Below are 26302 nucleotides of genomic sequence, written 5' to 3'. Positions count from 1 at the left end.
CCGTGAACGCCCCTGTCGCCGTCGTCGGACCCACCGCCACCGGCAAGTCGGACCTGGCCGTGCGGCTCGCCGTCGAACTGGGCGGCGAGGTGGTCAACGCCGACTCGATGCAGTTCTACCGGGGCATGGACATCGGCACCGCGAAGGTGACCGCCGAGCAGCGGCTGGGCGTGCCGCACCACCTGCTGGACGTGCTGGAGGTCACCGAGCCCGCCTCGGTGGCGGTCTACCAGCGCGAAGCCCGCGCGGTGATCGAGTCGCTGCTGGCCTCGGGCCGGGTTCCGGTGCTGGTCGGCGGCTCGGGGCTGTACGTGCAGGCGGTGCTGGACGACCTGGTGTTCCCCGGCACCGACGACCGGATCCGGGGGCAGCTGGAGAACGAGCTGGCGGTGTTCGGCGCGGAGACGCTGCACGGCCGGCTGGCCCAGCTGGACCCGGCGGCGGCGCTGGCCATCCTGCCCACCAACGGGCGGCGGGTGGTGCGGGCGCTGGAGGTCATCGAGCTGACCGGGCAGCCGTTCTCGGCGACCCTGCCCAAGCCCGGACCGGCCCGCTACGGCACCGTGCTGGTGGGGCTGGACCGCGCGGTCGCCGAGCTGGACGAGCGGGTCGACCGGCGGGTGGACCGGATGTTCGCCGACGGCCTGGTGGACGAGGTGCGGGCGCTGGAGGCGGTGGGGCTGCGCGACGGGCGCACGGCGTCCCGCGCGCTGGGCTACCAGCAGGTGCTGGCCTCGTTCGACGGCGAGTACGACCTGGCCGCCGCGGCCGCCGAGACCGCGCAGGCGACCAGGCGGTTCGTGCGCCGCCAGCGCTCCTGGTTCCGGCGCGACCAGCGGGTCACCTGGTTCGACGCGGGGGCCGCGGACCTGGTCGCCGACGTGCTGGAACTGGTCGCGAAGTAGCCTGGTGGGCGTGGGAGTCGAGTTTCTGAAGGGTCACGGCACCGAGAACGACTTCGTGCTGCTGCCCGACCCCGACGGTCTGCTGGACCTGACGGAGTCGCGCGTGCGGGCGCTGTGCGACCGGCAGCGCGGGCTGGGCGCGGACGGGGTGCTGCGCGTCGTGCGGCCCGACTTCGGCCCCTGGTTCATGGACTACCGCAACGCGGACGGGTCCATCGCCGAGATGTGCGGCAACGGCGCGCGCGTGTTCGCGCACTACCTGGTGGTGGCCGGTCTCGCGCCGCTGGGCGGGTTCGCCATCGGCACGCGGGGCGGGCAGCGCGAGGTCGTGGCGCACGAGGACGGCACGGTGACGGTGGACATGGGTCCGGCTCGGGTCACCGGGACGTCGTCGGCGCGGGTCGGCGGCGTCGAGTTCGCCGGGGTCGCGGTGAACGTCGGCAACCCGCACCTGGCGTGCGTGACGGAGACCCCGGTGGCCTCGCTCGACCTGCGCGACCAGCCCGAGTACGACCCGGCGGTGTTCCCGCAGGGCGTGAACGTGGAGTTCGTCAACGTGCTGGGTGACGGGGCGCTGCGGATGCGCGTGCACGAGCGCGGCGTGGGCGAGACCAGGTCGTGCGGCACGGGCACGGTCGCGACCGTGGCGGCGTGGCTGCACGGCACGGGGCAGCGCACCGGCAAGGCCACTGTGGACGTCCCCGGTGGACAGGTCGCGGTGGTGGTCGAGGAGGAGTCGTCCACCCTCACCGGGCCGGCCGTGCTGCTCGCGCGCGGAGAACTCGACCAGGCGTGGTGGGACGCCCTCTGAGGCCGCCTGGCGGCTTCTAGAGCGGGAACACCTCCAGTTTGCCCAGGTGGGCCGTGCTGACGACTTCGGGCTGCGAGGTGGGCGCGGTGCAGCACACGAGGCGGTCGCCGACCACCGCGACGGCGAAGCAGATCTGGCTGGTCTCGACGCGGTGGGTGATCTCGCCGCCTTCGACCACGCGGAACGCGTAAGGCTGCAACGCGGGCGCCACCCAGATGCCGCCCTCGGCGTCCACGGCGATGCCGTCCGGTGCGATGAAGTGCTCCCGCAGCGGGGCCCAGACGCGGCGGTTGGACAGCGTGGCGTCCTCGGCCACGTCGAACGCCGTCAGGCCGAACGCGAGCGTCTCAGCCACGACCAGGGTCCGGGGGTGCCCTTCCCGGTGCGGCAGCAGCGCCATGCCGTTGGGGAACTTCAGGTCGTCGGCGGCGGCGGTGACCGTCCCGTCGGGCTGGACCAGGGCCAGCGGGGTGCCCGGAGCGACCCAGTCGGGTTCGAGCAGCCGGGCTTCGCCGCCCTGCGCGATGGCGGCGTGCAGGTCGAAGCCGAAGTTGCCGACGTACGCGCGGCCCCCGTCGTCCACCAGCATGTCGTTGGCGTGGAACGTGGCGATGCCATTGAGGTCGGCGTGCCGGACCAGCCCGCCCGCTTCGAGGCGGCGGACCGTGCGGTCCTTCATGGACACCACGAGCAGGCGTCCGTCGGGCAGCCAGCCGAGCCCGGACGGCTGGCCGGGGACCGTGCAGACCACTTCCTCGGCGCCCGTGTCGAGGTCGAGCGCCCACACCTCGTGGCCGTAGAAGTCGGAGTAGTAGAGCCGGCCGTCCGGTCCCTGCCGGGGCCCTTCGCCGAACCGGAGACCGTCGCGCACCACGGTTGTGTCAACCATGGGCAGCGACGTTAGTGATCACCCCACACGTCCCGCATCGCCCGCAGTGGTGACGGTGTCGTGCGCGGTGCGCAACGGGGAGAACACGACCCACACGGGTGACAGCGCGCGCCCGACCACCGCGACCCACAGCGTGGCCAAGATGCCGATCTGCGCCCCGAGCAGACCGCCGATCAGGCCGCCCAGCGGCAACGCGCCCCACACCACGAACCGGATCGAGGCGTTCATCCGGCCGAGCAGGTGGTCCGGGCAGATCGCCTGCCGGTAGCTGACCTGCGCGATGTTGTAGACGATCGCCCCGTAGGCCAGGAGCAGGTCCGCGACCACGACGAACGCGAGCCGCCAGTCCGCGTCGGCCAGCGGCAGCAGCAGCCCGAACGGCTGGGTGACCACCATCGACAGCCAGATCACCTTGATCTGGCCGAACCGCTTGTTCCACAGGTTCGCGGTCAGCGCCGCGAGCACGCCGCCCGCGCCCGCCGAGCTGAGCAGCAGCCCGATCGCGCCGTCGGACAAGCCCAGCTCACGGGCCAGGAACAGCACCATCACGGCCAGCGCCACGCCGTCGAAGAAGTTCGCCGTCCCGGTGGTGCCGACGACCGCGCGCAGCGACCGGTTGCCGAACACGAACCGCAGGCCCTCGGCGATCTCCGACACCAGGCCCGGCCGGTCCGGGACGCGCGGCGCGGGCTCCTCGGTCCGGATCCGCAGCAGGAACAGCGCCGAGCACAGGTAGCCCACCCCGGTGGCGAGGATCCCGTTGGCCGCGCCGAGCGCCTGCGCCACGCCGCCGGCGGCGGCCGGCCCGGACACCTCGGCCACGGACTGGCTCGCGGTGAGCTTCGAGTTGCCCTCCACCAGCTGGTCCCGCCCGACCAGCGCGGGCAGGTAGGACTGGTAGGCGATGTCGAACATCACCGTGGCCGCGCCGACCAGCAGGGCGACCACGACGAGGTGGGCGAAGGTGAGCGCGCCCAGCCACCAGGCGACCGGGATGGACAGCATCAGCGCGGCCCGCACGAAGTCCGCCGTGAGCATCACCGGACGGCGGCGCATCCGGTCCACCCACACCCCGGCGGGCAGGCCGATGAGCAGGAACGCGGCCGTGTTCGCCGCGGTCAGCAGGCCCATCTCCCACGGGGTGGCGGCCAGCGCGCCGGCGGCGAGCAGCGGCAGCACGGTCCGGCCGATGGTCGAGCCGAACTGGCTGATGGTGTCGCCCACCCAGAGGAGGCGGAAGTCGCGGTGCTGCCAGAGGGACACGCCGGGGAGTCTCGCCGAAGTGATTGGAAAGTGTCAATCACTTAAGCTCCACGTCATGCACCGACGACCCGCCAGCGAGGCCGAAGCCGCCGCGCTCTCATCGGCCGTGCGGCTGCGCATCATCCGGCTGACCTACGACCGCGCGCTCACCAACAAGGAGATCGCGCACCGGCTCGGCAAGGACCCCGCCACCACCCTCCACCACGTGCGCAAACTCGTCGCCGCGGGCTTCCTGGAGGCCCAGCCCGCCCGGACCGGCAACCGCGGCGCGCGGGAGATCCCGTACCTGTCGACCGGCCTGTCGTGGCAGATCGCCGGCGGCGAGGCGGCGCCGGCGCACCGGGCGATGCTGGAGGCGTACCTGGCCGAGGTCGCCGAACTGGCGCCCGAGCAGCTCGACCAGACCCGCCTCGTCGTCCGGGTGGACCCGGCGGAACTAAACCGGAGGCTCCGTTCGTTGTTGGATGAGCTGGAAGCCGAGCCGGACGACCCGTCGGGACAGCGCGTGGCCCTCTACCTCGCGGTGTACCCGGGAGACTGAGCCGCGGATTATCCACTCGGCGGCAGCGGCTGGACGTGCGACGATGAGAGGCAAATGACGGAAAACACGCATAACAGCAACGACTGGCTCGACCACGACGCCGAGCTGTCCACCGGCGAGCTGGCGCTCGCCGAACGAGCCGCGCTGCGCCGCGTCTCCGGCTTGTCCACCGAGCTCCAGGACGTCACCGAGGTCGAATACCGGCAGCTCCGCCTGGAGCGCGTCGTGCTGGTCGGCGTGTGGACCGAGGGCACCGCCGCCGACTCCGACGCCTCGCTGGCCGAACTGGCGCTGCTCGCCGAGACGGCGGGCTCCGAGGTGCTCGAAGGACTCGTCCAACGGCGCGACCGGCCCGACCCGGCCACCTACATCGGCTCCGGCAAGGTCGCCGAGCTGCGCGACATCGTGATCTCGACCGGTGCGGACACGGTGATCTGCGACGGCGAGCTGTCCCCCGGCCAGCTGCGGCAGCTGGAGGAGAAGCTCAAGGTCAAGGTCGTCGACCGGACGGCGCTGATCCTCGACATCTTCGCCCAGCACGCCTCCTCGAAGGAGGGCAAGGCGCAGGTGGAGCTGGCCCAGCTCCAGTACCTGCTGCCGCGCCTGCGCGGGTGGGGCGAGTCGCTGTCCCGGCAGGCCGGTGGCCGTGCCGGCGGCGGCAACGGCGGCGTGGGTCTGCGCGGTCCCGGTGAGACCAAGCTGGAGACCGACCGCCGGCGCATCCGCGCCCGGATCGCGAAGCTGCGCAGGCAGATCGTGGCGATGAGCGTCATCCGGGACACCAAGCGCGGTGCCCGGGTCGCCAACGCGGTGCCCAACGTGGCCATCGCCGGCTACACCAACGCGGGCAAGTCGAGCCTGCTCAACGCCCTGACCGGGGCGGGTGTGCTGGTGGAGGACGCGCTGTTCGCCACCCTCGACCCGACGACCAGGCGCACCCAGACGCCGGAGGGCCTGCCGTACACGCTGACCGACACGGTCGGCTTCGTCCGGCACCTGCCCCACCAGCTCGTGGAGGCGTTCCGGTCGACGTTGGAGGAGGTCGCCGACGCGGACCTGCTGGTCCACGTGGTCGACGGCTCGGACGGGATGCCGGAGAAGCAGGTCAGCGCCGTGCGCGAGGTGATCTCCGAGATCAGCGAGCGCCGCGACGACCCGATGCCCGCCGAACTCCTGGTGGTGAACAAGATCGACGCGGTCGGCGAGCTGGGCCTCGCCCGCCTGCGCCACCTGTTCCCCACCGCCGTCCTGGTGTCCGCGCACACCGGCGAGGGCATCCTGGAGCTGCGCGAGCGCATCGCGAGCCTCATCCCGCGCCCCGAGGTCGTGGTGGAGGCCCTGGTGCCGTACGCGCGCGGCGAACTCGTCGCCCGGATCCACCGCGAGGGCGAGATCCTCAAGGAGCGGCACACCGAGGAGGGCACCGAGCTGAGCGCCCGGGTCCGCCCGGACCTGGCAGGCGTCCTGGAGCAGTTCGCCGTGAACGGAAGCCGCGCCTGACCCGTTGCTCAACCACGTCCTGTTGACCATCGCCCTGACGGCCGGCTTCGCGACAGCGCAGCCGGCCGTCGGCGACGTCTGCCGGATCACCGACCAGCGCCTGGAGGAACTCTCCGGCCTGGCCTCCGACGGCGACCGCTGGTTCGCCGTCAACGACAGCGACAACGGCGCGATCGAGATCCACGTCCTGGACCGGGGCTGCGCGATCACCGACACGATCACCGCGGCCACCGACCCGTACGACGTCGAAGACCTGGCCCTGGCCCCGGACGGCACCCTCTGGCTGGCCGACACGGGCGACAACAACAAGACCCGCGCGACCGTCGCCCTGCACGCCGTGACCCAGGACGGCACCGCGCGGCTCTACCGGCTCACCTACCCGGACGGCAAGCACGACGCCGAAGCCCTGCTGCTCGACGGGAACGGCACCCCGTACATCGTCACCAAGGAACCCCTGGGCTCAGCCCTCGTCTACCGGCCGGCGGCCCCCCTGGACGAAGCCGCCCCGACCCCGCTGGAACAGGTCGCGAAGATCTCGATCAGCGGCACCGACACCCCCGGCGGCCCGCTGCAGAGCCCGGTCATGACCAGGGTCGTCACCGGTGGCGCGATGTCCAAGGACGGCAAGGTCGCCGCCGTGCGCACCTACACCGACGCCTACCTGTTCCCCGTCCCGGACGGGGACTTGGCGAAAGCCCTGGAAACCGACCCGGTCCGCATCCCCCTGCCGAACGAGCCGCAAGGCGAGGCCATCGCGTTCGACCCGGACGGCACCCTGCTCTCAGCCTCGGAGTTCGGCACCCAGCACGCCACCACGTCGACGGTCCGCGCGGTCCCGGGCGCAACAGCCCTGGCCACCCCACCCCCGCCGAAGACGACAACGACGCCCCCACCGCCCCAAGGCGACACGGCAGCGACCCCGGAACCCCCCACGTCCACCGAGGACCGCCCGCTCTGGCCCGTGCTGGGCGCGGGAGCAGCAGCCCTGGCCCTGGTGGCCCTGGCCATCCGCCGCTCACGCCGCTCCCGCCGCAGACGAACCTGACAGTCGCCCCCTCGGCACTGCCCTCTCGACACTGTCCCCTCGTACCGCCTGCCCCCTGGCACCCCGCCCTCAGGCAGCCCGCCCTCAGGCTGACGGCACCTCCCACAACGCCTCAGACCTCAGAGACGCCGCAGCACCGCCACCACCTTGCCCAGGATCGACGCCTCGTCACCGAGGATCGGCTGGTAGGCGGAGTTGTGCGGCAACAGCCACACGTGCCCGTCCCGACGCTTGAACGTCTTCACCGTCGCCTCGCCGTCGATCATGGCCGCGACCACGTCACCGTTCTCGGCGGTCGGCTGCTGGCGGACCACCACCCAGTCACCGTCGGTGATGGCGGCGTCCACCATCGAGTCACCCACGACCCGCAGCAGGAACACCTCCCCCTCGCCGACGATCTCGCGCGGCAGCGGAAAGACGTCCTCGATGGCCTCCTCGGCCAGGATCGGCCCACCGGCCGCGATCCGACCCAGCATCGGCACGTAGGCCGGCGTCGGCCGCGCGGCCGGGTCGACCCCCGTCACGATCTCGGCCGGCAGCACCCCCACCGCGCGCGGCCGGTTCGGGTCGCGCCGCAGGAACCCCTTGCGCTCAAGCGCGCGCAACTGGTGCGCGACCGACGAGGTGGACGTGAGCCCCACCGCCTCGCCGATCTCCCGAACGCTGGGCGGGTAGCCGAACCGGTCCAGCCAGTCCCGGATGACGTCGAGCACCTTGCGCTGCCGCAACGTGAGCCCGGCGTTGCCCGCGATGTCGGCGGGTTCGGGAGCGGAGGGCACATCGGCGGCGATGCGCAGGTCGTCATTGGTCTTGCGAGCCACAGTGCTTCCCTCCTCACCGGTCCCGATTGCCCAGGCCGGCTGTGCGTCGATCTTCAGTTGTCGAAGGTAGTCGCAGGAGAGGCCCAGATCAAACACCTGTTCGAAGTAAGTGTCGGCGTGTCCTTCCCGTTTCGCCGGTCGAAGTGGTAGACATTCGCACGGACGTTCGATCGAACAGAGGTTCGATCATGATCGGATGACCTGCGTTGGAGGGCGTCATGGCGGTGGTCATTGGCACGAGGAACGGCTTCGACCTCGTGGACGGAACCACGGCGGAAGACGTACGCCGAGGACCACAACTTCACCCCGGCCCGCGAGTCCTGCGCACGTTCGAGGACACCCGTCGCCCCAACACCCCCCGCCGGCTCCCGGTGGCGGCGAAGACCACCCCGGACCCGGCCGCGTGCCAGGTCCGCGAGGACACCCGCCACCCGGCCGTCCAGTTCGCGATCTACGCGGCCGTGGCGATCGCGGCGGCCGTGACCCTGAGCCTGCTCTACCTGTACGGCTCGGGCGCGACGACAGTCCCCGAACGAACCAACGTCGTACACGTCCAGGTGGGTGAAAGCCTCTGGGACGTAGCAGAGCGTTCAGCGCCGAACAGCGACCCGGAAGCAGTAGTGGACCGCATCAAGGCCCTGAACAACCTGACCGACACCACCACGATCACCCCCGGCCAACCCCTGGTGGTCCCAGACGGCCGAGCCGAACCGGCCAACTGACACCCAGGCCCAACACGCACCAATACGCACCAACGCGCACCAACACATGAGGCGCGCGCAGCGCACACTCCTCGCCCCGCGTCGTGTCATCCCCGTGTGGCCTGCGCGCAGCGAACCGCGCTTGAGTAGGGAGTGCAAGCACGCCCTTCGCTTGCACTCCCTACTCAAGGGTGGTTCGCTGCGCGCAGGCCACACGGGGATGACACGACGCCCGCCCCTTCTTTTCGTCATCCTCGGCGGCCAGCCCGTCCGGCGAGGACGCTTTTAACTCTTTTCGCAGTTCAGCGCAGCGACGCGGTGCCCAGGCGTGGCCTCCGGCCCCCGACACCATGATCCCACGCACCACCGACAATCACGCCGCCCCAAGCTGAGACCGCCACCTTCACCACGCCCCGCACCACACCCCACAGCACCGCGCCGCCCCACCGCGCCGCCCCACCGCGCCCTGCCGTGCCGATGCCCGTGCCCCGTGCCACACCGCACACGCGGCCATCGAGCCAGGCACGCCGGGGTCGAGCCAGGCGATGCAGGGTCAAGCCGAGGCGCAGGCACCACGCCGGCCCCGATCACCCTGCACTGGTCGAACGACGCAGCCCAGGAACGACCCGACACAACCCGCCCGCACGACCTCCCCGCCAAGTCGCCGCGCCCCAACACGCCGCCGAACCACACCACCGCGACAGCCCTACGCAATACCCTCGCCGAGCCACACCACGCCGAGCCACACCACGCCGAGCCACACCACGCCGAGCCACACCGCGCCACGCCACACCGCGCCACGCCACGCCACCCCGAATCACCTCAAGCCACACCGACCCCACCCAGTGGCCGGACGACCGCACCCCGCTACCTCCCAGCCACCGGACAACCCCCCACCGCGCCACCTCGTAGCCACCCGGTAGCCACCTCATCGCAGCGAGTTTCACCCGACCGTGTCGTCCACGACACGCCGACGCCCAACTTGCACCATGTGGGCCACAGGCATAGGTTTACCCCTACATCTAGTGGTTACACCGTCGTAGTTAGTCCACAGGTTGGGGTATTCCCCACCACCAGGGCTAACGCGATGGCCGCTGCGCAGGGGAGGGGTGACCGGTCGTGCGCTGTCCGTTCTGCCGCAACTCGGACTCCCGCGTGGTCGACTCGCGCGAAGTGGACGAAGGCCAGGTGATCCGCCGCCGCAGGTCGTGCTCCAGCTGCGGCCGCCGGTTCACCACCGTCGAGGAGGCGATCCTCGCCGTGGTGAAGCGGTCCGGGGTGACCGAGCCGTTCAGCCGGGACAAGGTGGTCACCGGCGTCCGCCGCGCGTGCCAGGGCAGGCCCGTGGACGAGGACGCGTTCCACCTGCTCGCGCAGAGCGTCGAGGAATCGATCCGCGCGACGGGCTGCGCCGAGATCCCCAGCCACGAGGTGGGTCTGGCCATCCTGGGCCCGCTCAGAGACCTGGACGAAGTCGCCTACCTGCGGTTCGCCAGCGTTTACCGCTCGTTCTCCTCCGTAGAGGACTTCGAGAAGGAAATCGCCGACCTCCGAACCGCGCAACAGGACTAGCCGACCCCCGGAAAACACCCGCACCACGCAGAAACCACACCACAAGCCACACCACGAGCTACACCACGAGCTACACCACGCACGACATCACCACGCACCAAACCACGCACGACCCAGTGGCAGACGAACACGCCCGCGACCGCCTCGGACGGGAGCCCGGACGTTGGTCGCATCAACGATTTCGACGACGCGCGGAAAGAGGAACGGGGAATGACGGAGACCGTTGGTGGCTCCAGCAAGAAGACGGCCACCCGCAACGGTGCGGGGGACAAGCGCCTCACGGTGGAGCGCGTCTACACCACCGAGGGCGTGCACCCTTACGACGAGGTGACGTGGGAGCGCCGCGACGTCGTCATGACGAACTGGCGCGACGGCTCGATCAACTTCGAGCAGCGCGGTGTCGAGTTCCCGGACTTCTGGTCGGTGAACGCGACGAACATCGTGACCAGCAAGTACTTCCGGGGCGCGGTGGGCACGCCGCAGCGTGAGCACAGCCTCCGCCAGCTGATCGACCGCGTCGTCAAGACCTACACCGAGGCGGGCACCAAGAACGGCTACTTCGGCACCGACCAGGACGCCACGACCTTCGAGCACGAGCTGACCTGGATGCTGCTGCACCAGGTGTTCAGCTTCAACTCGCCGGTCTGGTTCAACGTCGGCACCAGCTCGCCGCAGCAGGTCAGCGCCTGCTTCATCCTCGCCGTGGACGACACGATGGAGTCGATCCTGAACTGGTACCGCGAGGAGGGCCTGATCTTCAAGGGTGGTTCGGGCGCGGGCCTGAACCTGTCCCGGATCCGCTCCTCCAAGGAGCTGCTCTCCTCCGGCGGCACCGCGAGCGGCCCGGTCTCGTTCATGCGCGGCGCGGACGCGTCGGCGGGGACGATCAAGTCCGGTGGCGCGACGCGTCGTGCGGCGAAGATGGTCGTGCTGGACGTGGACCACCCGGACGTCGAGGAGTTCATCGAGACCAAGGCGCGCGAGGAGGACAAGGTCCGGGCGCTGCGCGACGCCGGGTTCGACATGGACCTGGGCGGCCGGGACATCGTCTCCGTCCAGTACCAGAACGCGAACAACTCGATCCGGGTGTCGGACGAGTTCATGCACGCCTACGAGAACGGCGGCAGGTTCGGCCTGCGCGCCCGCCAGACCGGCGAGATCATCGAGCACGTCGACGCCAAGGACCTGTTCCGGAAGCTGGCCAAGGCGGCGTGGGAGTGCGCGGACCCGGGCATCCAGTACGACGGCACGATCAACGACTGGCACACCACGCCGGAGTCGGGGCGGATCACCGCGTCGAACCCGTGCTCGGAGTACATGCACCTGGACAACTCCAGCTGCAACCTGGCGTCGTTGAACCTGATGAAGTTCCTCAAGGACGACGGCCGCTTCGACGCGGAGCTGTTCGCCAGGTCGGTTGAGCTGGTGATCACCGCGATGGAGATCTCGATCAGCTTCGCGGACTTCCCGACCGAGCCGATCGCGGAGACCACCCGCAAGTTCCGGCAGCTGGGGATCGGCTACGCGAACCTGGGCGCGCTGCTCATGGCGACCGGCCACGCCTACGACTCCGAGGGCGGCCGCGCCCTCGCCGCCTCCATCACCTCGCTGATGCAGGCCGTGGCGTACAAGCGGTCCGCCGAGCTGGCCGGGGTCGTCGGCCCGTACGAGGGCTACGCCCGCAACGCCGAGGCGCACCAGCGGGTCATCCGCAAGCACGCCGCCGCGAACGACCTGATCCGCACCTACCAGGCGAACGACGCCGCGGTGCACAAGATCGCGACTCGCGCGTGGCAGGAGGGCATCCAGGTCGGCGCGAAGAACGGCTGGCGCAACGCGCAGGCGTCCGTCCTCGCCCCGACCGGCACGATCGGTCTGATGATGGACTGCGACACCACCGGCATCGAGCCCGACCTCGCCCTGGTCAAGTTCAAGAAGCTGGTCGGCGGCGGCTCCATGCAGATCGTCAACCAGACCGTCCCCCGCGCGCTGAAGTCCCTCGGCTACCAGGACGAGCAGGTCGAGGCCATCGTCGAGTACATCGGCGAGCACGGCCACGTCGTGGACGCCCCCGGCCTCAAGCAGGAGCACTACGAGGTCTTCGACTGCGCCATGGGCGACCGCTCCATCGCCCCCATGGGTCACGTCCGGATGATGGCCGCCGTCCAGCCCTTCCTCTCCGGCGCGATCTCCAAGACCGTCAACATGCCCGAGACGGCGACCGTCGAAGAGGTCGAGGACGTCTACTACCAGGGCTGGAAGCTCGGCCTCAAGGCGCTGGCGATCTACCGCGACAACTGCAAGGTCGGCCAGCCCCTCTCCGCCGGCAAGTCCGCCAAGTCCTCCTCGGAGACCAAGGCGGAGACCGTCGTGGAGTACCGGCCGGTCCGCAAGCGCCTGCCCAAGAAGCGCCCCTCCCAGACCGTCTCCTTCACCGTCGGCGGCGCCGAGGGCTACCTCCACGCCGGCTCCTACCCCGACGACGGCCTCGGCGAGATCTTCGTCAAGCTCGGCAAGCAGGGCTCCACCCTGGCCGGCGTCATGGACGCCTTCTCCATGTCCATCTCCGTCGGCCTCCAGTACGGCATCCCGCTGGAGTTCTACGTCTCGAAGTTCCAGAACCTGCGCTTCGAACCCGCCGGCATGACCGACGACCCCGACGTCCGCATCGCCACCAGCGTGCTGGACTACCTCTTCCGCCGCCTCGCCCTGGACTACCTGCCCTTCGACAAGCGCTCCCAGCTCGGCATCTTCACCGCCGACGAACGCACCGCCCAGGTCAACGAGAACTACGGCAACGGCGACGTCGACCTGGAGGGCCTGCGCACCTCCGTCGACTCCTCCGTCGAGGCCACTCCCAAGACCGCCGCCGTCGAGAAGAAGAAGCCCCAGGACATCCACGTCGGCAGCTCCACCGAACTGCTCGAACTGCACCTCGGCACCACCGCCGACGCCCCGCTCTGCATGACCTGCGGCACCAAGATGCGCCCCGCCGGCTCCTGCTACCTCTGCGAAGGCTGCGGCTCCACCTCCGGTTGCAGCTGACCGGTAGCAGCACTACCTGAAATGGCAACCCGAGAACGGGGACCGGCACCGCGCCGGTCCCCGTTCTCCTTTTGTCCCCGGCACTTCCGCCGTGTCACGATCTCCGGATGAACGTCCGCGATCGCCGGAGCAACGTCGTGCGCACGACCCGCGTGCTCGGGGCCGGGCCGTTCGGCGAGATCGGCCACCCCACCGTCGCCGCCGCCTCGGACGCCCTGCTCGTCGTGGCCGGCGACCTGGGCGCGGGCCAGTGGAACGCGTGGGACGTGCGCGGACCACGGCGTCTGATCGGCGTCTACCGCACCGACGACCTCGGCTGCCTGGGCCTGTTCCACTCCCGCTGGCCGGTGCGGTGCCTCGCGATCCACCCGACCTCGCCGCTGGTCGCGGTGGGCACCGGGGCGTACGACGGCGGGTACCAGTACGAGGGCGAACTCCTGCTGCTGAACACGGAGTCCGGCCGGGTCGTGTCCGCGCTGGAGGACGTCCGCCAGGTGTCCTCGGTGGAGTGGCTCGACGACCGGACGCTGACGATGGTGCTCGAACCTCCGTGCGACGAGGAGGATTCCCGCTTCGAACTCACGGTCGCGCGCGACTGGACCACCGTCGCCGCCAGGTCGGTCGAGACCGCCGGCTCCCCCACCGACCGCGTGCCGACCTCGACCCCGGCACTCCGCACGATCGCGACCGTCACCGACGTCTCCTGGACGCCTCGGCGCGAGGTCTGGGCCGTGCACGCGCTGAGCGACGGCCGGGTCCTGGCCGCCTCCGAGAACACCGCGCTGGAGTGCTGGCCGCCCGACGCCGACGAGCCCGCGTGGTCGATCCCCACGACGGGCACCGGCTGCCAGATCAAGGTGGCCCCCGACGAACGCACCGCGTTCATCAACGTGCACCCGCCGGGCCTGGCGCTGGAGGCGGTCAACGAGATCTCGATCGTGGACCTCGCCACCGGCCGCCCGACCACCGCGGTCGACACCACCACGCCGACCGTCCTGGTGGGCCGGCGGGACGGTCTGCTCGCCGCGCGCTCCACCCGCCTCGACCCCGTGCGCCCCGAGCCCGTGCAGCTCCTCGACCGGGCCGGCCACCGGGTCGGCCGCGTCGAGATCACCCGCTACGACCTGTTCAACCACTACTTCGACGTCCGCCACGCGCCGGAACTCCTCTTCCTGCGAGGAGACCGCCGGGAACCGCACCGCGACAAGCAGGTCGTCGCCGCCGACGAGTCCGGTCTGCGCGTGAAGTTCCCGCTCGAATGGGACGCCGACCGCGCCGGGCACCTGTTCGGCGGTCCCGGCGTCTACTTGGCGGCGGGCGCGATCGTCCACACCGGATCCGTCTACAGCGGACGGGGCCTGTTGCCGGGCAACGCTTTCGTGGTCCGCCGGGACTACGAGACCGGCCACGCCCAGTGGGTCCACACCGCCGACCACCAACCCACCGCGATCGACACCGACGACGACACCGTCTACGTCACCTTCACGTCCGGCGACCTGGTAGCTTTGGACGCCGTGACCGGCGTGGTCCTCGCCCGCCAGAGGCTCACGGCGAACGGTCACCCGGTGGTCCCGCTGTCGATGTCCTCGGCCGGCGACCGCCTGGTCATCGGCACCCGCAACGGGTACGTGCTCGACTGCACCGTCGAGAGGTAGCGGCGCGCACGCCGAGGTCCGGCGCGGGCGGGGTGGGTCGCACCCCGCCCGCGACCTTCAGGACCTGCGGAACAGCTTGTTGCCCAGCCAGACGATCGGGTCGTAGCGGCGGTCCGCGACGCGTTCCTTCATCGGGATCAGGGCGTTGTCGGTGATCTTGATGTGTTCCGGGCAGACCTCGGTGCAGCACTTGGTGATGTTGCACAGGCCCAGCCCGTGCTCGGACTGCGCCTCCTGCACCCGGTCCGCCTCGTCCAGCGGGTGCATCTCCAGTTCCGCCACGCGCATCAGGAATCGCGGCCCGGAGAACGCCTCCTTGTTCTCCTCGTGGTCGCGGATCACGTGGCAGGTGTTCTGGCACAGGAAGCACTCGATGCACTTGCGGAACTCCTGGGACCGCTCGACGTCGACCTGCGACATCCGGTAGTCGCCCGGTGCGACGCCCTTCGGCGGCTGGAACGCCGGGACCTCGCGCGCCTTCGTGTAGTTGTACGACACGTCGGTCACCAGGTCCCGGATCACCGGGAAGGTGCGCATCGGCGTCACCGTGATCGTCTCGTCCTCGGCGAACACCGACATCCGGGTCATGCACAGCAGCCGCGGCTTGCCGTTGATCTCCGCCGAGCACGAGCCGCACTTGCCCGCCTTGCAGTTCCACCGCACGGCCAGGTCCGCCGCCTGGGTGGCCTGCAACCGGTGGATCACGTCGAGGACCACCTCGCCCTCGTTGACCTCCACCGTGAAGTCGCGCAGACCGCCTCCGTCCGCATCACCGCGCCACACCCTGAAGTGCCCCTGGTACCCCATGTCAGCCCTCCAGTTCGCCGGCGGTCAGGTACTTCTGCAACTCGGTGTACTCGAACAGCGCCAACAGGTCCGGCCGGATCGGGATCTGGGGCTCCTCGGCGACCGTCACCTCCGAGTCGGACGCCGTGCACACCAGCAGCTTGCGCCGCCAGTCCGGTTCCATGCGCGGGTAGTCGTCGCGGGTGTGGCCGCCGCGCGACTCGGTGCGCAGCAACGCCGCCCGTGCCACGCATTCGCTGACCAGCAGCATGTTGCGCAGGTCCAGCGCCAGGTGCCACCCCGGGTTGAACTGGCGGTGGCCCTCCACGGTCAGCGCGAGCGCGCGCTGCTTGAGGTCGTCCAGGCGCTTCAACGCCTGGTCCATCTCCTCGGCCCGCCGGATGATGCCGACCAGGTCGTTCATCGCCTGCTGCAACTCCATGTGCAGCGTGTACGGGTTCTCCCCGCCGTCACGCGAAAACGGTTCCACGGCAACGCGTTGCGCTTCGGCGACGGTCTCGTCGGAGCACACCGGGCGGGTGGCGAGCCCGGACACGTAGGCCGCCGCGCCATCGCCCGCGCGGCGGCCGAACACCAGCAGGTCGGACAGCGAGTTGCCGCCCAGCCGGTTGGAGCCGTGCATCCCGCCGGACACCTCGCCCGCCGCGAACAGGCCGGGCACCGACGACGCCCCGGTGTCCGGGTCGACCTGCACGCCGCCCATCACGTAGTGGCAGGTCGGCCCGACCTCCATGGGCTGGGCGGTGATGTCGACGTCCGCCAGCTCCTTGAACTGGTGGTGCATCGAGGGCAGCCGCCGGGTGATCTCCTCGGCGGGCAGCCGGGTCGAGACGTCCAGGAACACGCCGCCGTGCTCGGAACCGCGCCCCGCCTTGACCTCCGAGTTGATGGCGCGCGCCACCTCGTCGCGGGGCAGCAGCTCCGGCGGCCGGCGGTTGTTGTCGGGGTCGGCGTACCAGCGGTCGGCCTCGGCCTCGTTGTCGGCGTACTTGTCCTTGAACACCTCGGGGATGTAGTCGAACATGAACCGCTTGCCGTCGGAGTTGCGCAGCACGCCGCCGTCGCCGCGCACCGACTCGGTGACCAGGATCCCCTTCACCGACGGCGGCCACACCATGCCGGTCGGGTGGAACTGGATGAACTCCATGTTGATCAGCGACGCGCCGGCCCGCAGCGCGAGCGCGTGCCCGTCGCCGGTGTACTCCCAGGAGTTCGAGGTCACCTTGAACGACTTGCCGATGCCGCCGGTCGCCAGCACCACCGCAGGCGCTTCGAACAGCACGAACCGGCCGGACTCGCGCCAGTACCCGAACGCGCCGGCGATCTTGCCGTCCTCCTGCACCAGGTCGGTGACGGTGAACTCCTGGAAGACCTTCAGCCGCGACTCGTAGTCACCGGTCGCCGCGTGGTCGTCCTGTTGCAGCGAAACGACTTTCTGCTGCAACGAGCGGATCAGCTCCAGACCGGTGCGGTCGCCGACGTGCGCCAGGCGCGGGTACTCGTGGCCGCCGAAGTTGCGCTGGCTGATCCGGCCGTCCTTGGTGCGGTCGAACAGCGCGCCGTAGGTCTCCAGCTCCCACACCCGGTCCGGGGCCTCGCGCGCGTGCAGCTCCGCCATCCGCCAGTTGTTCAGGAACTTCCCGCCGCGCATGGTGTCGCGGAAGTGCACCTGCCAGCTGTCGTTGGAGTTGACGTTCCCCATGGCCGCGGCGATGCCGCCCTCGGCCATCACCGTGTGCGCCTTGCCGAACAACGACTTGCACAGCACCGCCGTGCGCATCCCGTGTTCCCTGGCCTCGATCGCCGCACGCAGGCCGGCGCCTCCCGCGCCGATCACCAGCACGTCGAACGAATGCCGTTCCACCTCGGGCAAAACCAGCTCCTCAGTTGATGATCCGGAGGTCGGCGATCGTCCCGGAGGAGACCAGCGCGACGTAGAAGTCGGTGACGCAGACGAAGATCAGCGACGCCCACGCCAACTGCATGTGGCGGGCGTTCAGCTTGGAGATCTGCGTCCACATCCAGTACCGCACGGGGTGCTTCGAGAAGTGCTTGAGCCGCCCGCCCGCGATGTGCCGGCAGGAGTGGCAGGACAGGGTGTACGCGCCGAGCAGCGCCACGTTCACCAGCAGCACGATGTTGCCCAGGCCCAGACCGGTCGTCAGCGAGTAGACCGCGTCGTAGATGTTGATCAGCAGCAGGATCGACGCCGCGTAGAAGAAGTAGCGGTGCAGGTTCTGCGCGATCAGCGGGAATCGGGTCTCGCCGGTGTACTTGGCGTGCGGTTCGGCGACCGCGCACGCGGGCGGGGACATCCACGCGGCGCGGTAGTACGCCTTGCGGTAGTAGTAGCAGGTCACCCGGAAACCCAGCAGGAACGGGATGATCACCACCGGGGGCGTCAGGAACCCCGGCAGCTCGGGCAGCGGGCGTCCGAAGTGCGCCGCCGCTTCAACGCATTCCTGGCTCAGGCAGGGCGAGTACATGGGCGTCAGGTACCGGTACTCGTCGACCCAGTAGTAGTCGCCCATGAAGGTGCGCACCGCCGCGTAGATCGAGATCAGCAGCAGGCCCGCGACGGTCACCGCGGGCGGTAGCCACCACCGGTCGGTGCGCAACGTGCGCTGGGCGATCTGCGCCCTCATACCTCACCTCGGTTCCACTTCGTTGTGGTGGGGACGGTCGAATCGGTTCGGTCCGGTCGGACTCGCGGGGGCGGGGCCTTCCGGGGGGTGGGGACAGGGCTTGGAAAACCGAAACCGGCCCCCGCGTGGTCACGCGGGGGCCGGCCGGTGGTCGTTCAGGTGTGGCGGTATCCGCCGAGACCCTCGTCGTCGGCGTCGTGCCAGAGCTTCGGGTCGTAGGGCGTGTCGGGCACGACGACCACTTCACGCTCCACCCTGGGCGCCTCGCGCTGCCGGGGTGTGCTGTCCAGGTCGATCAGCTCGGTCGCGTCGATGTCCATCCGCTCGACGTCGTTCGCCAGCCGTTGCACCGCGGCGACGTCGCCGTACCGCGTGCGCAGGGAGCCGACGCAATGGCGAAGCTGGCCGAGGGCTCGACGCAGCTCCACGATCTCCGAGGACGTCATGGCAGCACCTCCCTTGGGGGTCCGGGTGCCGACTCTGCCCGTTCGGAGGCCCTGTGACAAGCACCACAGGTCACCGCGTCGTGTCTCAGCCTCTGAATCGTTTTTGTGACGATCATGCGTCGTGACATAGTGTGGGTGCTGTCACGTCCGTCCGTGCGACGCCAGCGCTGTCGTCCCACCGGGCCCACCACGGCCCGTGATCACCACCGGAGACAGCGAACCATGAGCGTGCATCCCGTCGTCGCCGAAGTGACGGCTCGCATCGCCGCCCGCAGCGCCGCCAGCCGGTCCGCTTACCTGCAACGACTCGCCGAATCGTACTCCGAGGGCCCGGTCCGCCGGGACCTCGCGTGCAGCAACTTCGCGCACGGCTTCGCCGGGATCACCGGCGGTGACAAGGAGGCGTTGCGCGCCCTTCGTCGCCCGAACGTGGCGATCGTGTCCGCCTACAACGACATGCTGTCCGCCCACCAGCCGATGGACGAGTACCCCGCGTGGATCAAGGACGCGGCGCGTGCGGTCGGCGGCGTGGCCCAGTTCGCCGGCGGCGTGCCCGCGATGTGCGACGGGATCACCCAGGGCCGCGCGGGCATGGAGCTGTCGCTGTTCAGCCGGGACGTCATCGCGATGTCCACCGCGGTCGCCCTGTCGCACGACATGTTCGACTCGACGCTGCTGCTCGGCGTGTGCGACAAGATCGTGCCCGGCCTGCTCATCGGCGCCCTGTCGTTCGGGCACCTGCCGGCCATCCTGGTGCCCGCCGGCCCCATGCACTCCGGCCTGCCCAACTCGGAGAAGGCGCGCGTGCGGCAGCTGTTCGCCGAGGGCAAGGCGACCCGGGAGAACCTGCTGGAAGCCGAAGCCGCGTCCTACCACAGCCCCGGCACCTGCACGTTCTACGGCACCGCCAACTCCAACCAGCTCGTGGTCGAGGTGATGGGCCTGCACCTGCCCGGCGCGAGCTTCGTGCCGCCGGGGACCAGGCTGCGGCGCGCGCTGACCGAGGAGGCCGCGCGCCGGGCCGTGGAGATCAGCCGGGGCGACGACTACACCCCGATCGGGCACGTGGTGGACGAGAAGTCCGTGGTCAACGGCGTGATCGCGCTGCTGGCCACCGGCGGCTCGACCAACCACACCATGCACCTGGTGGCCGTCGCGTCCGCCGCCGGCATCGAACTGGGCTGGGACGACTTCGCCGACCTGTCCGCGGTGGTGCCGCTGCTGACCAGGGTCTACCCGAACGGCAGCGCCGACATCAACCACTTCCAGGCCGCCGGCGGCGTCGGGTTCCTGGTCGGCACGCTGCTCGACGCCGGTCTGCTGCACGCCGACGTGCGCACCGTCGCGGGCCCCGGGCTGGACCGCTACCGGCAGGAGCCGACCCTGGTCGAGGGCGTGCTGACCTGGCGAAACGGCCCCGGCAAGTCGCTGGACCCGGACGTGCTGCGGCCGGCGACCGAGCCGTTCGCGGCCGACGGCGGGCTGCGCATGCTGGCGGGCAACCTCGGCCGCGCGGTGATCAAGGTGTCGGCGGTCGCGCCCGCGCACCGGGTGGTCGAGGCCCCGGCGCGGGTGTTCACCTCGCAGGAGGCGTTCAGCGCCGCGTTCCAGGCGGGCGAGCTGGAGCGCGACGTCGTGGTCGTGGTGCGGCAGCAGGGGCCGCAGGCCAACGGGATGCCCGAGCTGCACAAGCTGACCCCGGCGCTGGGCGTGCTGATGGACCGGGGCTTCCGGGTCGCGCTGGTCACCGACGGCCGGATGTCCGGCGCCTCGGGCAAGATCCCGGCGGCCATCCAGGTCACGCCGGAAGCCGCCGTCGGCGGTCCGCTGGCCCGCGTGCGCGACGGCGACGTGCTGCGCGTCGACGCCGAGACCGGCACGCTGGAGGCGCTGCTGGACCCGGCCGAGCTGGCCGCCCGCGACCTGGTGGACTTCCCGCCGGACGCGCAGGCGTGGATCGGCACCGGACGCGAGCTGTTCGGCGCGCTGCGCCGCTCGGTCGGACCGGCCGACCGGGGCGCGAGCGTGTTCGGACCCATCGCGGCCTCGCACTTCGCGGGCCGCGCGAACCAGGAGGTAACCCGGTGACCACCAGCGCCGATCTGCTGGACCTGTCCCCCGTCGTCCCGGTCGTCGTGCTGGACGACGCCGCGCAGGCCGTGCCGCTGGCCCGCGCCCTGCTGCGCGGGGGCATCCGGGTCATCGAGCTGACCCTGCGCACCCCGGCCGCGCTGGCCGCGATCGAGCGGATCGCCGCCGAGGTGCCCGAGATCGTGCTGGGCGCGGGCACCGTGACCGCGCCGGAGCACGCCGAGCAGGCCGCCAAGGCCGGCGCGTCCTTCCTGGTCACGCCCGGGTCGACGGACCGGGTGCTGGACGCGGTGGAGGACACCGGCCTGCCGTTCCTGCCGGGCGCGGCGACGGTGTCCGAGGCGATGCGGCTGGCCGAGCGCGGGCTGACCGCGCTGAAGTTCTTCCCGGCCGAGGCGTCGGGCGGCGTGGACTTCCTGAAGTCGGTCGGCGGCCCGCTGCCCGGCCTGCGCTTCTGCCCGACCGGCGGCATCACGGTGGACAGCGCGGCCCGCTACCTGGCGCTGCCGAACGTCGGCTGCGTCGGCGGGTCGTGGCTGACGCCGAAGGACGCCCTGGCCGCCGGCGACTTCGACCGGGTCGAAGCCCTCGCCAAGGCCGCGTCCGCGCTCTGACCCCTCGGGCCCGGCGTCGGGGTGCCCGCCCCGACGCCGGCCGGGTCAGGCGAGCCGGGCCAGGTGCGCGAGGGCATCCGGGATCGAGTCGACCACCGGGAGGCCGGTCGCCGCCAGGCGCGGGCGGTCGCCCATGCCGGTGGTGACCAGGATCGCGTGCGCGCCGACGTGCAGCGCCGCCTCGGCGTCGTCCACCACGTCGCCGATCAGGACGACGTCCGCCGGGTCGAGCCCCTGGTGGGCGAGGTGTTCGGCGAGGTGCCCGGCCTTCGAACCGCCGCCGGTGTCCCGGCGCAGGCCGTCGACCCGGGTGAACAGGCCGGTCAGCCCGTGCTCGGCGACCAGCGGGACGAGTTCGTCGTGGAACCACATGGACAGCAGCGACTGCGTGCCCGCCCACCCGTGCAGCAGGTCCGGGACGCCCGTGGCCAGCCGGCACGTGTCCAGCAGCGTGCGGTACTCCTCGTGGTAGAGCAGGTCGATGTGGGCCCAGTCGCCCGCCGAGAGCGCCCGCCCCAGCAGGCGCTCGTAGCAGGCGGGCAGCGGGCGGCTGAACATCGCGCGCCACTCGTCCAGCGCCACCGCCGCCCGGCCGTAGTGCAGGCACACCCGGTTCACCGCGCCGAGCATGGCGTGCGTGTCGTCCAGCAGCGTGCCGTTCCAGTCCCAGACCACGTGCTTCGCGGCGTTCGTCACCGGCACCTCCCCCGTCCGTCCCGACACGGTAGTCGGCGGACGGCCGGGCCAGGACTACTCCGGCAGGAAGTCGTCCAACGGGGACTCGACCTCCGCCGCGCGCAACTCCTCGCGCACCACCCGGTAGGCCATGCCCTCGGCGTACCCCTTGCGCGCCAAGGCACCCACCAACCGGCGGATCTTCGCCTGATCGTCCACTCCGGACATCGAACGGAGCTTCTTGCGCACCAGCTCCCGCGCCCGCGCCTGCTCGGCCTCGTCGTCCACGGCCGCCACGGCTTCGGCGGCCACCTCGTCGGCCACCCCCTTGCTGCGCAACTCCCGCGCCAGCGCCCGACGCCCCAGACCTTGGTAGGTGTGCCGGGACCGGACCCACACCTCGGCGAACGCGGCGTCGTCGATCAGGCCCGCGCGGTCGAACCTGCCCAGCACCTGTTCCGCGGTCTCCTCGCGGATGCCCTTGCGCAGCAAGGCTTCCTTGAGTTCCACCCGGGTCCGGGCACGGGCGGTCAGCAATGCGTAGCAGATGTCGGTGGCCTTGCGCTGCTCCTTGACCGGGTCGACCGGCGCGGCCTCCGCGTCCGGGTCGACCTCCCGAGCCCCTCGACGCCCGGCCGCACGCCCACGACCGCCCCGGGACCCACCACGGGACGACCTCGCCGACGCGGCCTCGAACGCACCACCCGCGCCGTCACCGGCCGGTTCCTCGGCTTCGCCCGCGAACACGACCGGCTCAGGGGCACCCGAAGCCGCCTCGACCGGACGATTCCGCGCGCGAGCCTGCCGCTCCCGCACAGGCGCGTCGAACGGGTCATCACTCGGACGCGTGACCCGCATGGCTTCCGCCGGGGCGGGCAGGGCTTCGCCCGACGCGTTCCGCCGCCGACCCGCCGTCTCGAACGGATCGTCCGAGACCTCGACGGCCTCGACCGAAGGCTCGAACGGCACAGCTTCGCCGGACGCCCCGCGACGCTGCCCCCACGCCTCGAACGGATCCACATCTCCGGACCCGGCCGCATCCGAACCAGCCACACCCGAACCGACTGCATCCGAACCAGCCGCACCCGACGACCCGGACCCGCGCGGAGCCCGGACACCGCCGCCCTCGGCCAAGTCGTCCCAGGCGTCACCCGGAGGCGGCACCTCGCCGCCCTCCGCCACGCGACCACCCGCCGCAGCGGGCCACGCCGCGTCGCTCCAGGCATCGGCCGAAGCCGCCGGCACCGCACGACCACCCGACGCCCCGAACGGATCGTCGGGCGTCGGACCGGCAACTGCCGGACCACCGGACCGCGGACTCCCGGCCGGCGGGCCGCCGACCGGAGGGCTGTCGGACGCCGACTCGACGGGAGCCGGCAGGGCTGGCGGCGTGGGAGACGAGTCGGCCGAGAGGTCGCGAGAGGTCCCGCGACCACGGCCGCCTTGCCCCGCCACCGCTAGAAGTCGACCGGCGCGGGCGCGCTGTCGTCGGCGTCGAGGGTCGCCCCGATGCCGAGCTTGTCCTTGATCCGCTTCTCGATCTCGTTGGCCACGTCCGGGTTCTCGCGCAGGAACTTGCGGGCGTTCTCCTTGCCCTGCCCGAGCTGGTCGCCCTCGTAGGTGTACCAGGCACCGGACTTGCGCAGGATCGCCTGGTCGACGCCCATGTCGATGAGCGAGCCCTCGCGGCTGATGCCGTGGCCGTAGAGGATGTCGAACTCGGCCTGCTTGAACGGCGGGGCGACCTTGTTCTTCACGACCTTGACGCGGGTCCGGTTGCCGACCGGCTCGCCGCCGTCCTTCAGCGTCTCGATGCGGCGCACGTCCAGGCGGACCGACGCGTAGAACTTCAGCGCCTTGCCGCCGGTCGTGGTCTCCGGGGAGCCGAACATCACGCCGATCTTCTCGCGCAGCTGGTTGATGAAGATCGCGGTGGTGCCGGAGGTGTTCAGCGCACCGGTGATCTTCCGCAGCGCCTGGCTCATCAGCCGGGCCTGGAGGCCGACGTGGTTGTCGCCCATCTCGCCCTCGATCTCGGCCCGGGGCACCAGCGCGGCCACCGAGTCGATCACCAGGATGTCCAGCGCGCCGGAGCGGACCAGCATGTCCGCGATCTCCAGCGCCTGCTCGCCGGTGTCCGGCTGGGACACCAGCAGCGCGTCGGTGTCGACGCCGAGCTTGCGGGCGTAGTCCGGGTCGAGCGCGTGCTCCGCGTCGATGAACGCGGCGATGCCGCCGTTGCGCTGGGCGTTGGCCACGGCGTGCAGCGCGACGGTCGTCTTACCGGACGATTCCGGGCCGTAGATCTCCACCACGCGGCCGCGGGGCAGGCCGCCGATGCCGAGCGCGACGTCGAGCGCGATCGCGCCGGTCGGGATCACCTCGATCGGCGCGCGGCCTTCCTCGCCGAGCCGCATGACCGAGCCCTTGCCGAACTGCTTGTCGATCTGGGCCAGGGCCAGTTCGAGGGCCTTGTCCCGGTCGGGTGCCTGTGCCATCTGGAGTCCACCTCGGTTTGTCTTCTTGGTCGCTGAGCGATGTCGGGGCCGACGTTACGGGCGGGGTACGACATTTCTCGGCGGGGACCGGGTCACCTGCGGGGGCGTGTCACCCGGACGTGCTGGGGACTATAGCCGAACAGGTGTTCGACCACCTGGTCGACACGCCGGGTCACCGCCGGTGTTCCGGCACGTCGAACGCGTCGCACACGGCCAGCCAGATCTCCTTCGGCGGCAGGCCCGCCTCCAGCGCCTGGTCGGCAGTGCGCCCACCGAGGGCGGACATCACGTGGTCCCTGGCCACCATCTCCGCCCTGACCTGGCCGAACTCGTCGGACATCAGCTTGCGGAACACCGTATTGCGCATCGCGTCCAGGCTAGCGCGCCGCCTGCCACGCCAGGCTCTCGACGTAGTGGTTGTCGTAGAGGTCCTGGGACGCCCCGATCTCGGCGGGGTCGGCCTGGCCGCGCTGCACCCGGTCCAGCAGGCGGTAGTAGTCGAACCGGCCCATGCCGGGCGTGAAGACGAACAGCACGTCGGCGTCCGCGCCCTTGGCCGCGCCGAACGCGTGTGGCGTGCGCGGCGGCACGACCAGGAAGTCGCCCTTCTCCAGCGTGATCACGTCCTGGTCGAGCAGCACCTGAAGGGCGCCGTCGAGCACGAAGAACAGTTCCGACGCACGGGTGTGGAAGTGCGGTGGCGCGCCGTTCGCGCCGTCCAGGAACGTGGAGCGGTTGCTGGTCAGCCCCTCCAGGTCGGCGAGCAGGGTGACGACGGCGGTGGGGTCGGCGGTGAGCTTCTCGGCCTGGTCGGCCCGGACAAGCAGCGTGTTTTCCATGAGTCGACGATCTCCCGGATCGACGGGCCCGACAACGACCGGGAACGCAACGAACGATAACCTGGGCGTTATGGAACGCCGGGACATCGAGATCTTCCTGGTCTTGGCCGAGGAGCTGCACTTCAGCCGCACGGCCGCCCGCCTGCACGTGTCCCAGGCCCGCGTCAGCCAGACCGTGAAGCAGATGGAACGCCGCATCGGCGCGCCCCTGTTCGAACGGACCAGCAGGCGGGTCGCGCTGACCCCCATCGGCCGCCGGCTGCGCGACGACATCGGCCCCGCGTACCAGCGGATCGTGGAAGGCGTGGAACGCGCCGTCGCCGCAGGTCGCGGCACGGGTCTGCTGCGGGTGGGCTTCGAGGCGCCGGCGCTCGCCGACCTCATCCCGGACGTCCTGGCCCGCTACCGCGCCGGGCACCCCGGCAGCGAGGTCCGGGTGCGCGAAGCGCCGTTCGTGGACCCGTTCACGCTGCTGCGCGACGACGAGGTGGACGTCCTGGTGACGTTGTTCCCGGTCGACGAGCCCGACCTGACGGCCGGCCCGGTGGTCTACCGCGAACCGGTGGTGCTGGCCGTGGCCGACACGCACCCGTTCACCAGGCAGGCCCGCGTCACGGTGGAAGACCTCGCCCGCGACACGGTGTTCCGCGCCGCCTTCTGGCGTGACACGACACCGTCCGGTCTGCCCATCGCGCGCGGACGCGCCCTTACGACGTTCCAGGAACTCATGACGGTCATCGCGAACGGCGAAGGCGTGTGCCCGCTGGGCGCGCACGCGGCCGGGTACTTCGCACGTCCCAAGATCGCGTTCCTGCCGCTGGAAGGCGCACCTCACCTGGAATGGGGAATGGTCTGGCGCACGGCGGGCGAGACGAGTCGGGTGCGCGAGTTCGCCGCAGCGGCCCGTTAATCTCGGACGCATGGACGACTCCACGGCCT

The 26302-nt window shown here is 70.9% G+C and carries 24 protein-coding genes; 12 read left to right on the top strand and 12 right to left on the bottom strand.

Annotated features, from left to right (window positions below; translation table 11 throughout):
• Positions 1-2: 2 nt before the first annotated feature.
• On the top strand, positions 3-905 hold the full coding sequence (gene miaA / locus AC0HI0_RS44500; RefSeq protein WP_480929477.1) for a tRNA (adenosine(37)-N6)-dimethylallyltransferase MiaA: 903 nt from the start codon (positions 3-5) through the stop codon (positions 903-905).
• Positions 906-915: 10 nt separating this feature from the next.
• The gene (gene dapF, locus AC0HI0_RS44495; RefSeq protein WP_480929476.1) at positions 916-1716 is read left to right on the top strand and encodes a diaminopimelate epimerase; all 801 of its coding nucleotides are present in this window, start codon (positions 916-918) and stop codon (positions 1714-1716) included.
• Between the two features lie 16 nt (positions 1717-1732).
• On the opposite strand, the gene AC0HI0_RS44490 is transcribed toward dapF, so the two are convergent.
• Both AC0HI0_RS44490 and AC0HI0_RS44485 read right to left on the bottom strand, forming a co-directional pair.
• Positions 1733-2605 (bottom strand): SMP-30/gluconolactonase/LRE family protein, encoded by an 873-nt coding sequence (locus AC0HI0_RS44490; protein WP_480929475.1) that lies wholly within the window; start codon positions 2603-2605, stop codon positions 1733-1735.
• An 18-nt stretch (positions 2606-2623) separates the two neighbouring features.
• The gene (locus AC0HI0_RS44485; RefSeq protein ID WP_480929474.1) at positions 2624-3868 is read right to left on the bottom strand and encodes an MFS transporter; all 1245 of its coding nucleotides are present in this window, start codon (positions 3866-3868) and stop codon (positions 2624-2626) included.
• 55 nt (positions 3869-3923) lie between these two features.
• On the opposite strand from AC0HI0_RS44485, the gene AC0HI0_RS44480 reads away from it, so the two are divergent.
• From AC0HI0_RS44480 to AC0HI0_RS44470, 3 genes are read left to right on the top strand one after another with little or no spacing between them, the layout of a single operon-like run.
• Positions 3924-4409, top strand: coding sequence for an ArsR/SmtB family transcription factor (locus AC0HI0_RS44480; protein WP_480929473.1), 486 nt, complete (start codon positions 3924-3926; stop codon positions 4407-4409).
• A gap of 54 nt (positions 4410-4463) precedes the next feature.
• Entirely contained in the window at positions 4464-5909 is a 1446-nt protein-coding gene (gene hflX / locus AC0HI0_RS44475) for a GTPase HflX (RefSeq protein WP_480929472.1), read from the top strand.
• Positions 5910-5928: 19 nt separating this feature from the next.
• The gene (locus AC0HI0_RS44470; protein ID WP_480934528.1) at positions 5929-6954 is read left to right on the top strand and encodes a hypothetical protein; all 1026 of its coding nucleotides are present in this window, start codon (positions 5929-5931) and stop codon (positions 6952-6954) included.
• Between the two features lie 119 nt (positions 6955-7073).
• Here AC0HI0_RS44470 and lexA read toward each other — a convergent pair whose 3' ends face one another.
• Positions 7074-7775, bottom strand: a complete 702-nt coding sequence (gene lexA, locus AC0HI0_RS44465) for a transcriptional repressor LexA (RefSeq protein ID WP_480929471.1) — start codon at positions 7773-7775, stop codon at positions 7074-7076.
• A 218-nt stretch (positions 7776-7993) separates the two neighbouring features.
• Between lexA and AC0HI0_RS44460 the strand changes: the two genes are divergently transcribed.
• From AC0HI0_RS44460 to AC0HI0_RS44445, 4 genes are all read left to right on the top strand, one after another.
• On the top strand, positions 7994-8497 hold the full coding sequence (locus tag AC0HI0_RS44460) for a LysM peptidoglycan-binding domain-containing protein (RefSeq protein ID WP_480929470.1): 504 nt from the start codon (positions 7994-7996) through the stop codon (positions 8495-8497).
• Positions 8498-9595: 1098 nt separating this feature from the next.
• The gene (nrdR, locus tag AC0HI0_RS44455; RefSeq protein ID WP_015099128.1) at positions 9596-10048 is read left to right on the top strand and encodes a transcriptional regulator NrdR; all 453 of its coding nucleotides are present in this window, start codon (positions 9596-9598) and stop codon (positions 10046-10048) included.
• A 210-nt stretch (positions 10049-10258) separates the two neighbouring features.
• Positions 10259-13093 (top strand): vitamin B12-dependent ribonucleotide reductase, encoded by a 2835-nt coding sequence (locus AC0HI0_RS44450; protein WP_480929469.1) that lies wholly within the window; start codon positions 10259-10261, stop codon positions 13091-13093.
• 107 nt (positions 13094-13200) lie between these two features.
• Positions 13201-14748: an outer membrane protein assembly factor BamB family protein gene (locus AC0HI0_RS44445; RefSeq protein ID WP_480929468.1), complete on the top strand. Its 1548-nt coding sequence runs from the start codon at positions 13201-13203 to the stop codon at positions 14746-14748.
• A 57-nt stretch (positions 14749-14805) separates the two neighbouring features.
• Here AC0HI0_RS44445 and AC0HI0_RS44440 read toward each other — a convergent pair whose 3' ends face one another.
• The 4 genes from AC0HI0_RS44440 to AC0HI0_RS44425 all read right to left on the bottom strand — a co-directional run bounded on the left by AC0HI0_RS44440 (position 14806) and on the right by AC0HI0_RS44425 (position 18646).
• Complete coding sequence (locus AC0HI0_RS44440; RefSeq protein ID WP_480929467.1) at positions 14806-15555, bottom strand: succinate dehydrogenase/fumarate reductase iron-sulfur subunit; 750 nt, start codon at positions 15553-15555, stop codon at positions 14806-14808.
• 1 nt (position 15556) lies between these two features.
• Positions 15557-17428 carry a fumarate reductase/succinate dehydrogenase flavoprotein subunit gene (locus tag AC0HI0_RS44435; protein ID WP_480929466.1) on the bottom strand — a complete coding sequence of 624 codons (1872 nt, stop codon included), beginning with the start codon at positions 17426-17428 and terminating at the stop codon, positions 15557-15559.
• 10 nt (positions 17429-17438) lie between these two features.
• On the bottom strand, positions 17439-18200 hold the full coding sequence (locus AC0HI0_RS44430; protein ID WP_480929465.1) for a hypothetical protein: 762 nt from the start codon (positions 18198-18200) through the stop codon (positions 17439-17441).
• A gap of 155 nt (positions 18201-18355) precedes the next feature.
• Positions 18356-18646, bottom strand: a complete 291-nt coding sequence (locus tag AC0HI0_RS44425; RefSeq protein WP_015099118.1) for a hypothetical protein — start codon at positions 18644-18646, stop codon at positions 18356-18358.
• A gap of 222 nt (positions 18647-18868) precedes the next feature.
• On the opposite strand from AC0HI0_RS44425, the gene edd reads away from it, so the two are divergent.
• Both edd and eda read left to right on the top strand, forming a co-directional pair.
• Positions 18869-20734: a phosphogluconate dehydratase gene (gene edd, locus AC0HI0_RS44420; protein ID WP_480929464.1), complete on the top strand. Its 1866-nt coding sequence runs from the start codon at positions 18869-18871 to the stop codon at positions 20732-20734.
• Entirely contained in the window at positions 20731-21351 is a 621-nt protein-coding gene (gene eda, locus AC0HI0_RS44415; protein WP_480929463.1) for a bifunctional 4-hydroxy-2-oxoglutarate aldolase/2-dehydro-3-deoxy-phosphogluconate aldolase, read from the top strand. Before edd ends, eda begins: the two co-directional genes overlap by 4 nt.
• Before the next feature lie 45 nt (positions 21352-21396).
• On the opposite strand, the gene AC0HI0_RS44410 is transcribed toward eda, so the two are convergent.
• From AC0HI0_RS44410 to AC0HI0_RS44390, 5 genes are all read right to left on the bottom strand, one after another.
• A complete protein-coding gene (locus AC0HI0_RS44410) occupies positions 21397-22047 on the bottom strand; it encodes an HAD family hydrolase (RefSeq protein ID WP_480929462.1) in 651 nt (216 codons plus the stop codon).
• A 54-nt stretch (positions 22048-22101) separates the two neighbouring features.
• Positions 22102-23046: a regulatory protein RecX gene (locus AC0HI0_RS44405; RefSeq protein ID WP_480929461.1), complete on the bottom strand. Its 945-nt coding sequence runs from the start codon at positions 23044-23046 to the stop codon at positions 22102-22104.
• A 437-nt stretch (positions 23047-23483) separates the two neighbouring features.
• A complete protein-coding gene (gene recA / locus AC0HI0_RS44400) occupies positions 23484-24524 on the bottom strand; it encodes a recombinase RecA (RefSeq protein WP_480929460.1) in 1041 nt (346 codons plus the stop codon).
• A 172-nt stretch (positions 24525-24696) separates the two neighbouring features.
• Positions 24697-24891 carry a DUF3046 domain-containing protein gene (locus AC0HI0_RS44395; RefSeq protein WP_480929459.1) on the bottom strand — a complete coding sequence of 65 codons (195 nt, stop codon included), beginning with the start codon at positions 24889-24891 and terminating at the stop codon, positions 24697-24699.
• Between the two features lie 10 nt (positions 24892-24901).
• A complete protein-coding gene (locus AC0HI0_RS44390; protein ID WP_480929458.1) occupies positions 24902-25363 on the bottom strand; it encodes a cupin domain-containing protein in 462 nt (153 codons plus the stop codon).
• Positions 25364-25433: 70 nt separating this feature from the next.
• On the opposite strand from AC0HI0_RS44390, the gene AC0HI0_RS44385 reads away from it, so the two are divergent.
• Entirely contained in the window at positions 25434-26273 is an 840-nt protein-coding gene (locus AC0HI0_RS44385) for a LysR family transcriptional regulator (protein ID WP_480929457.1), read from the top strand.
• Positions 26274-26302: the final 29 nt, after the last annotated feature.

It is taken from the genome of Saccharothrix sp. NBAS 001, assembly GCF_056640475.1.
This window is presented reverse-complemented; position numbering and strand designations above follow the sequence as displayed.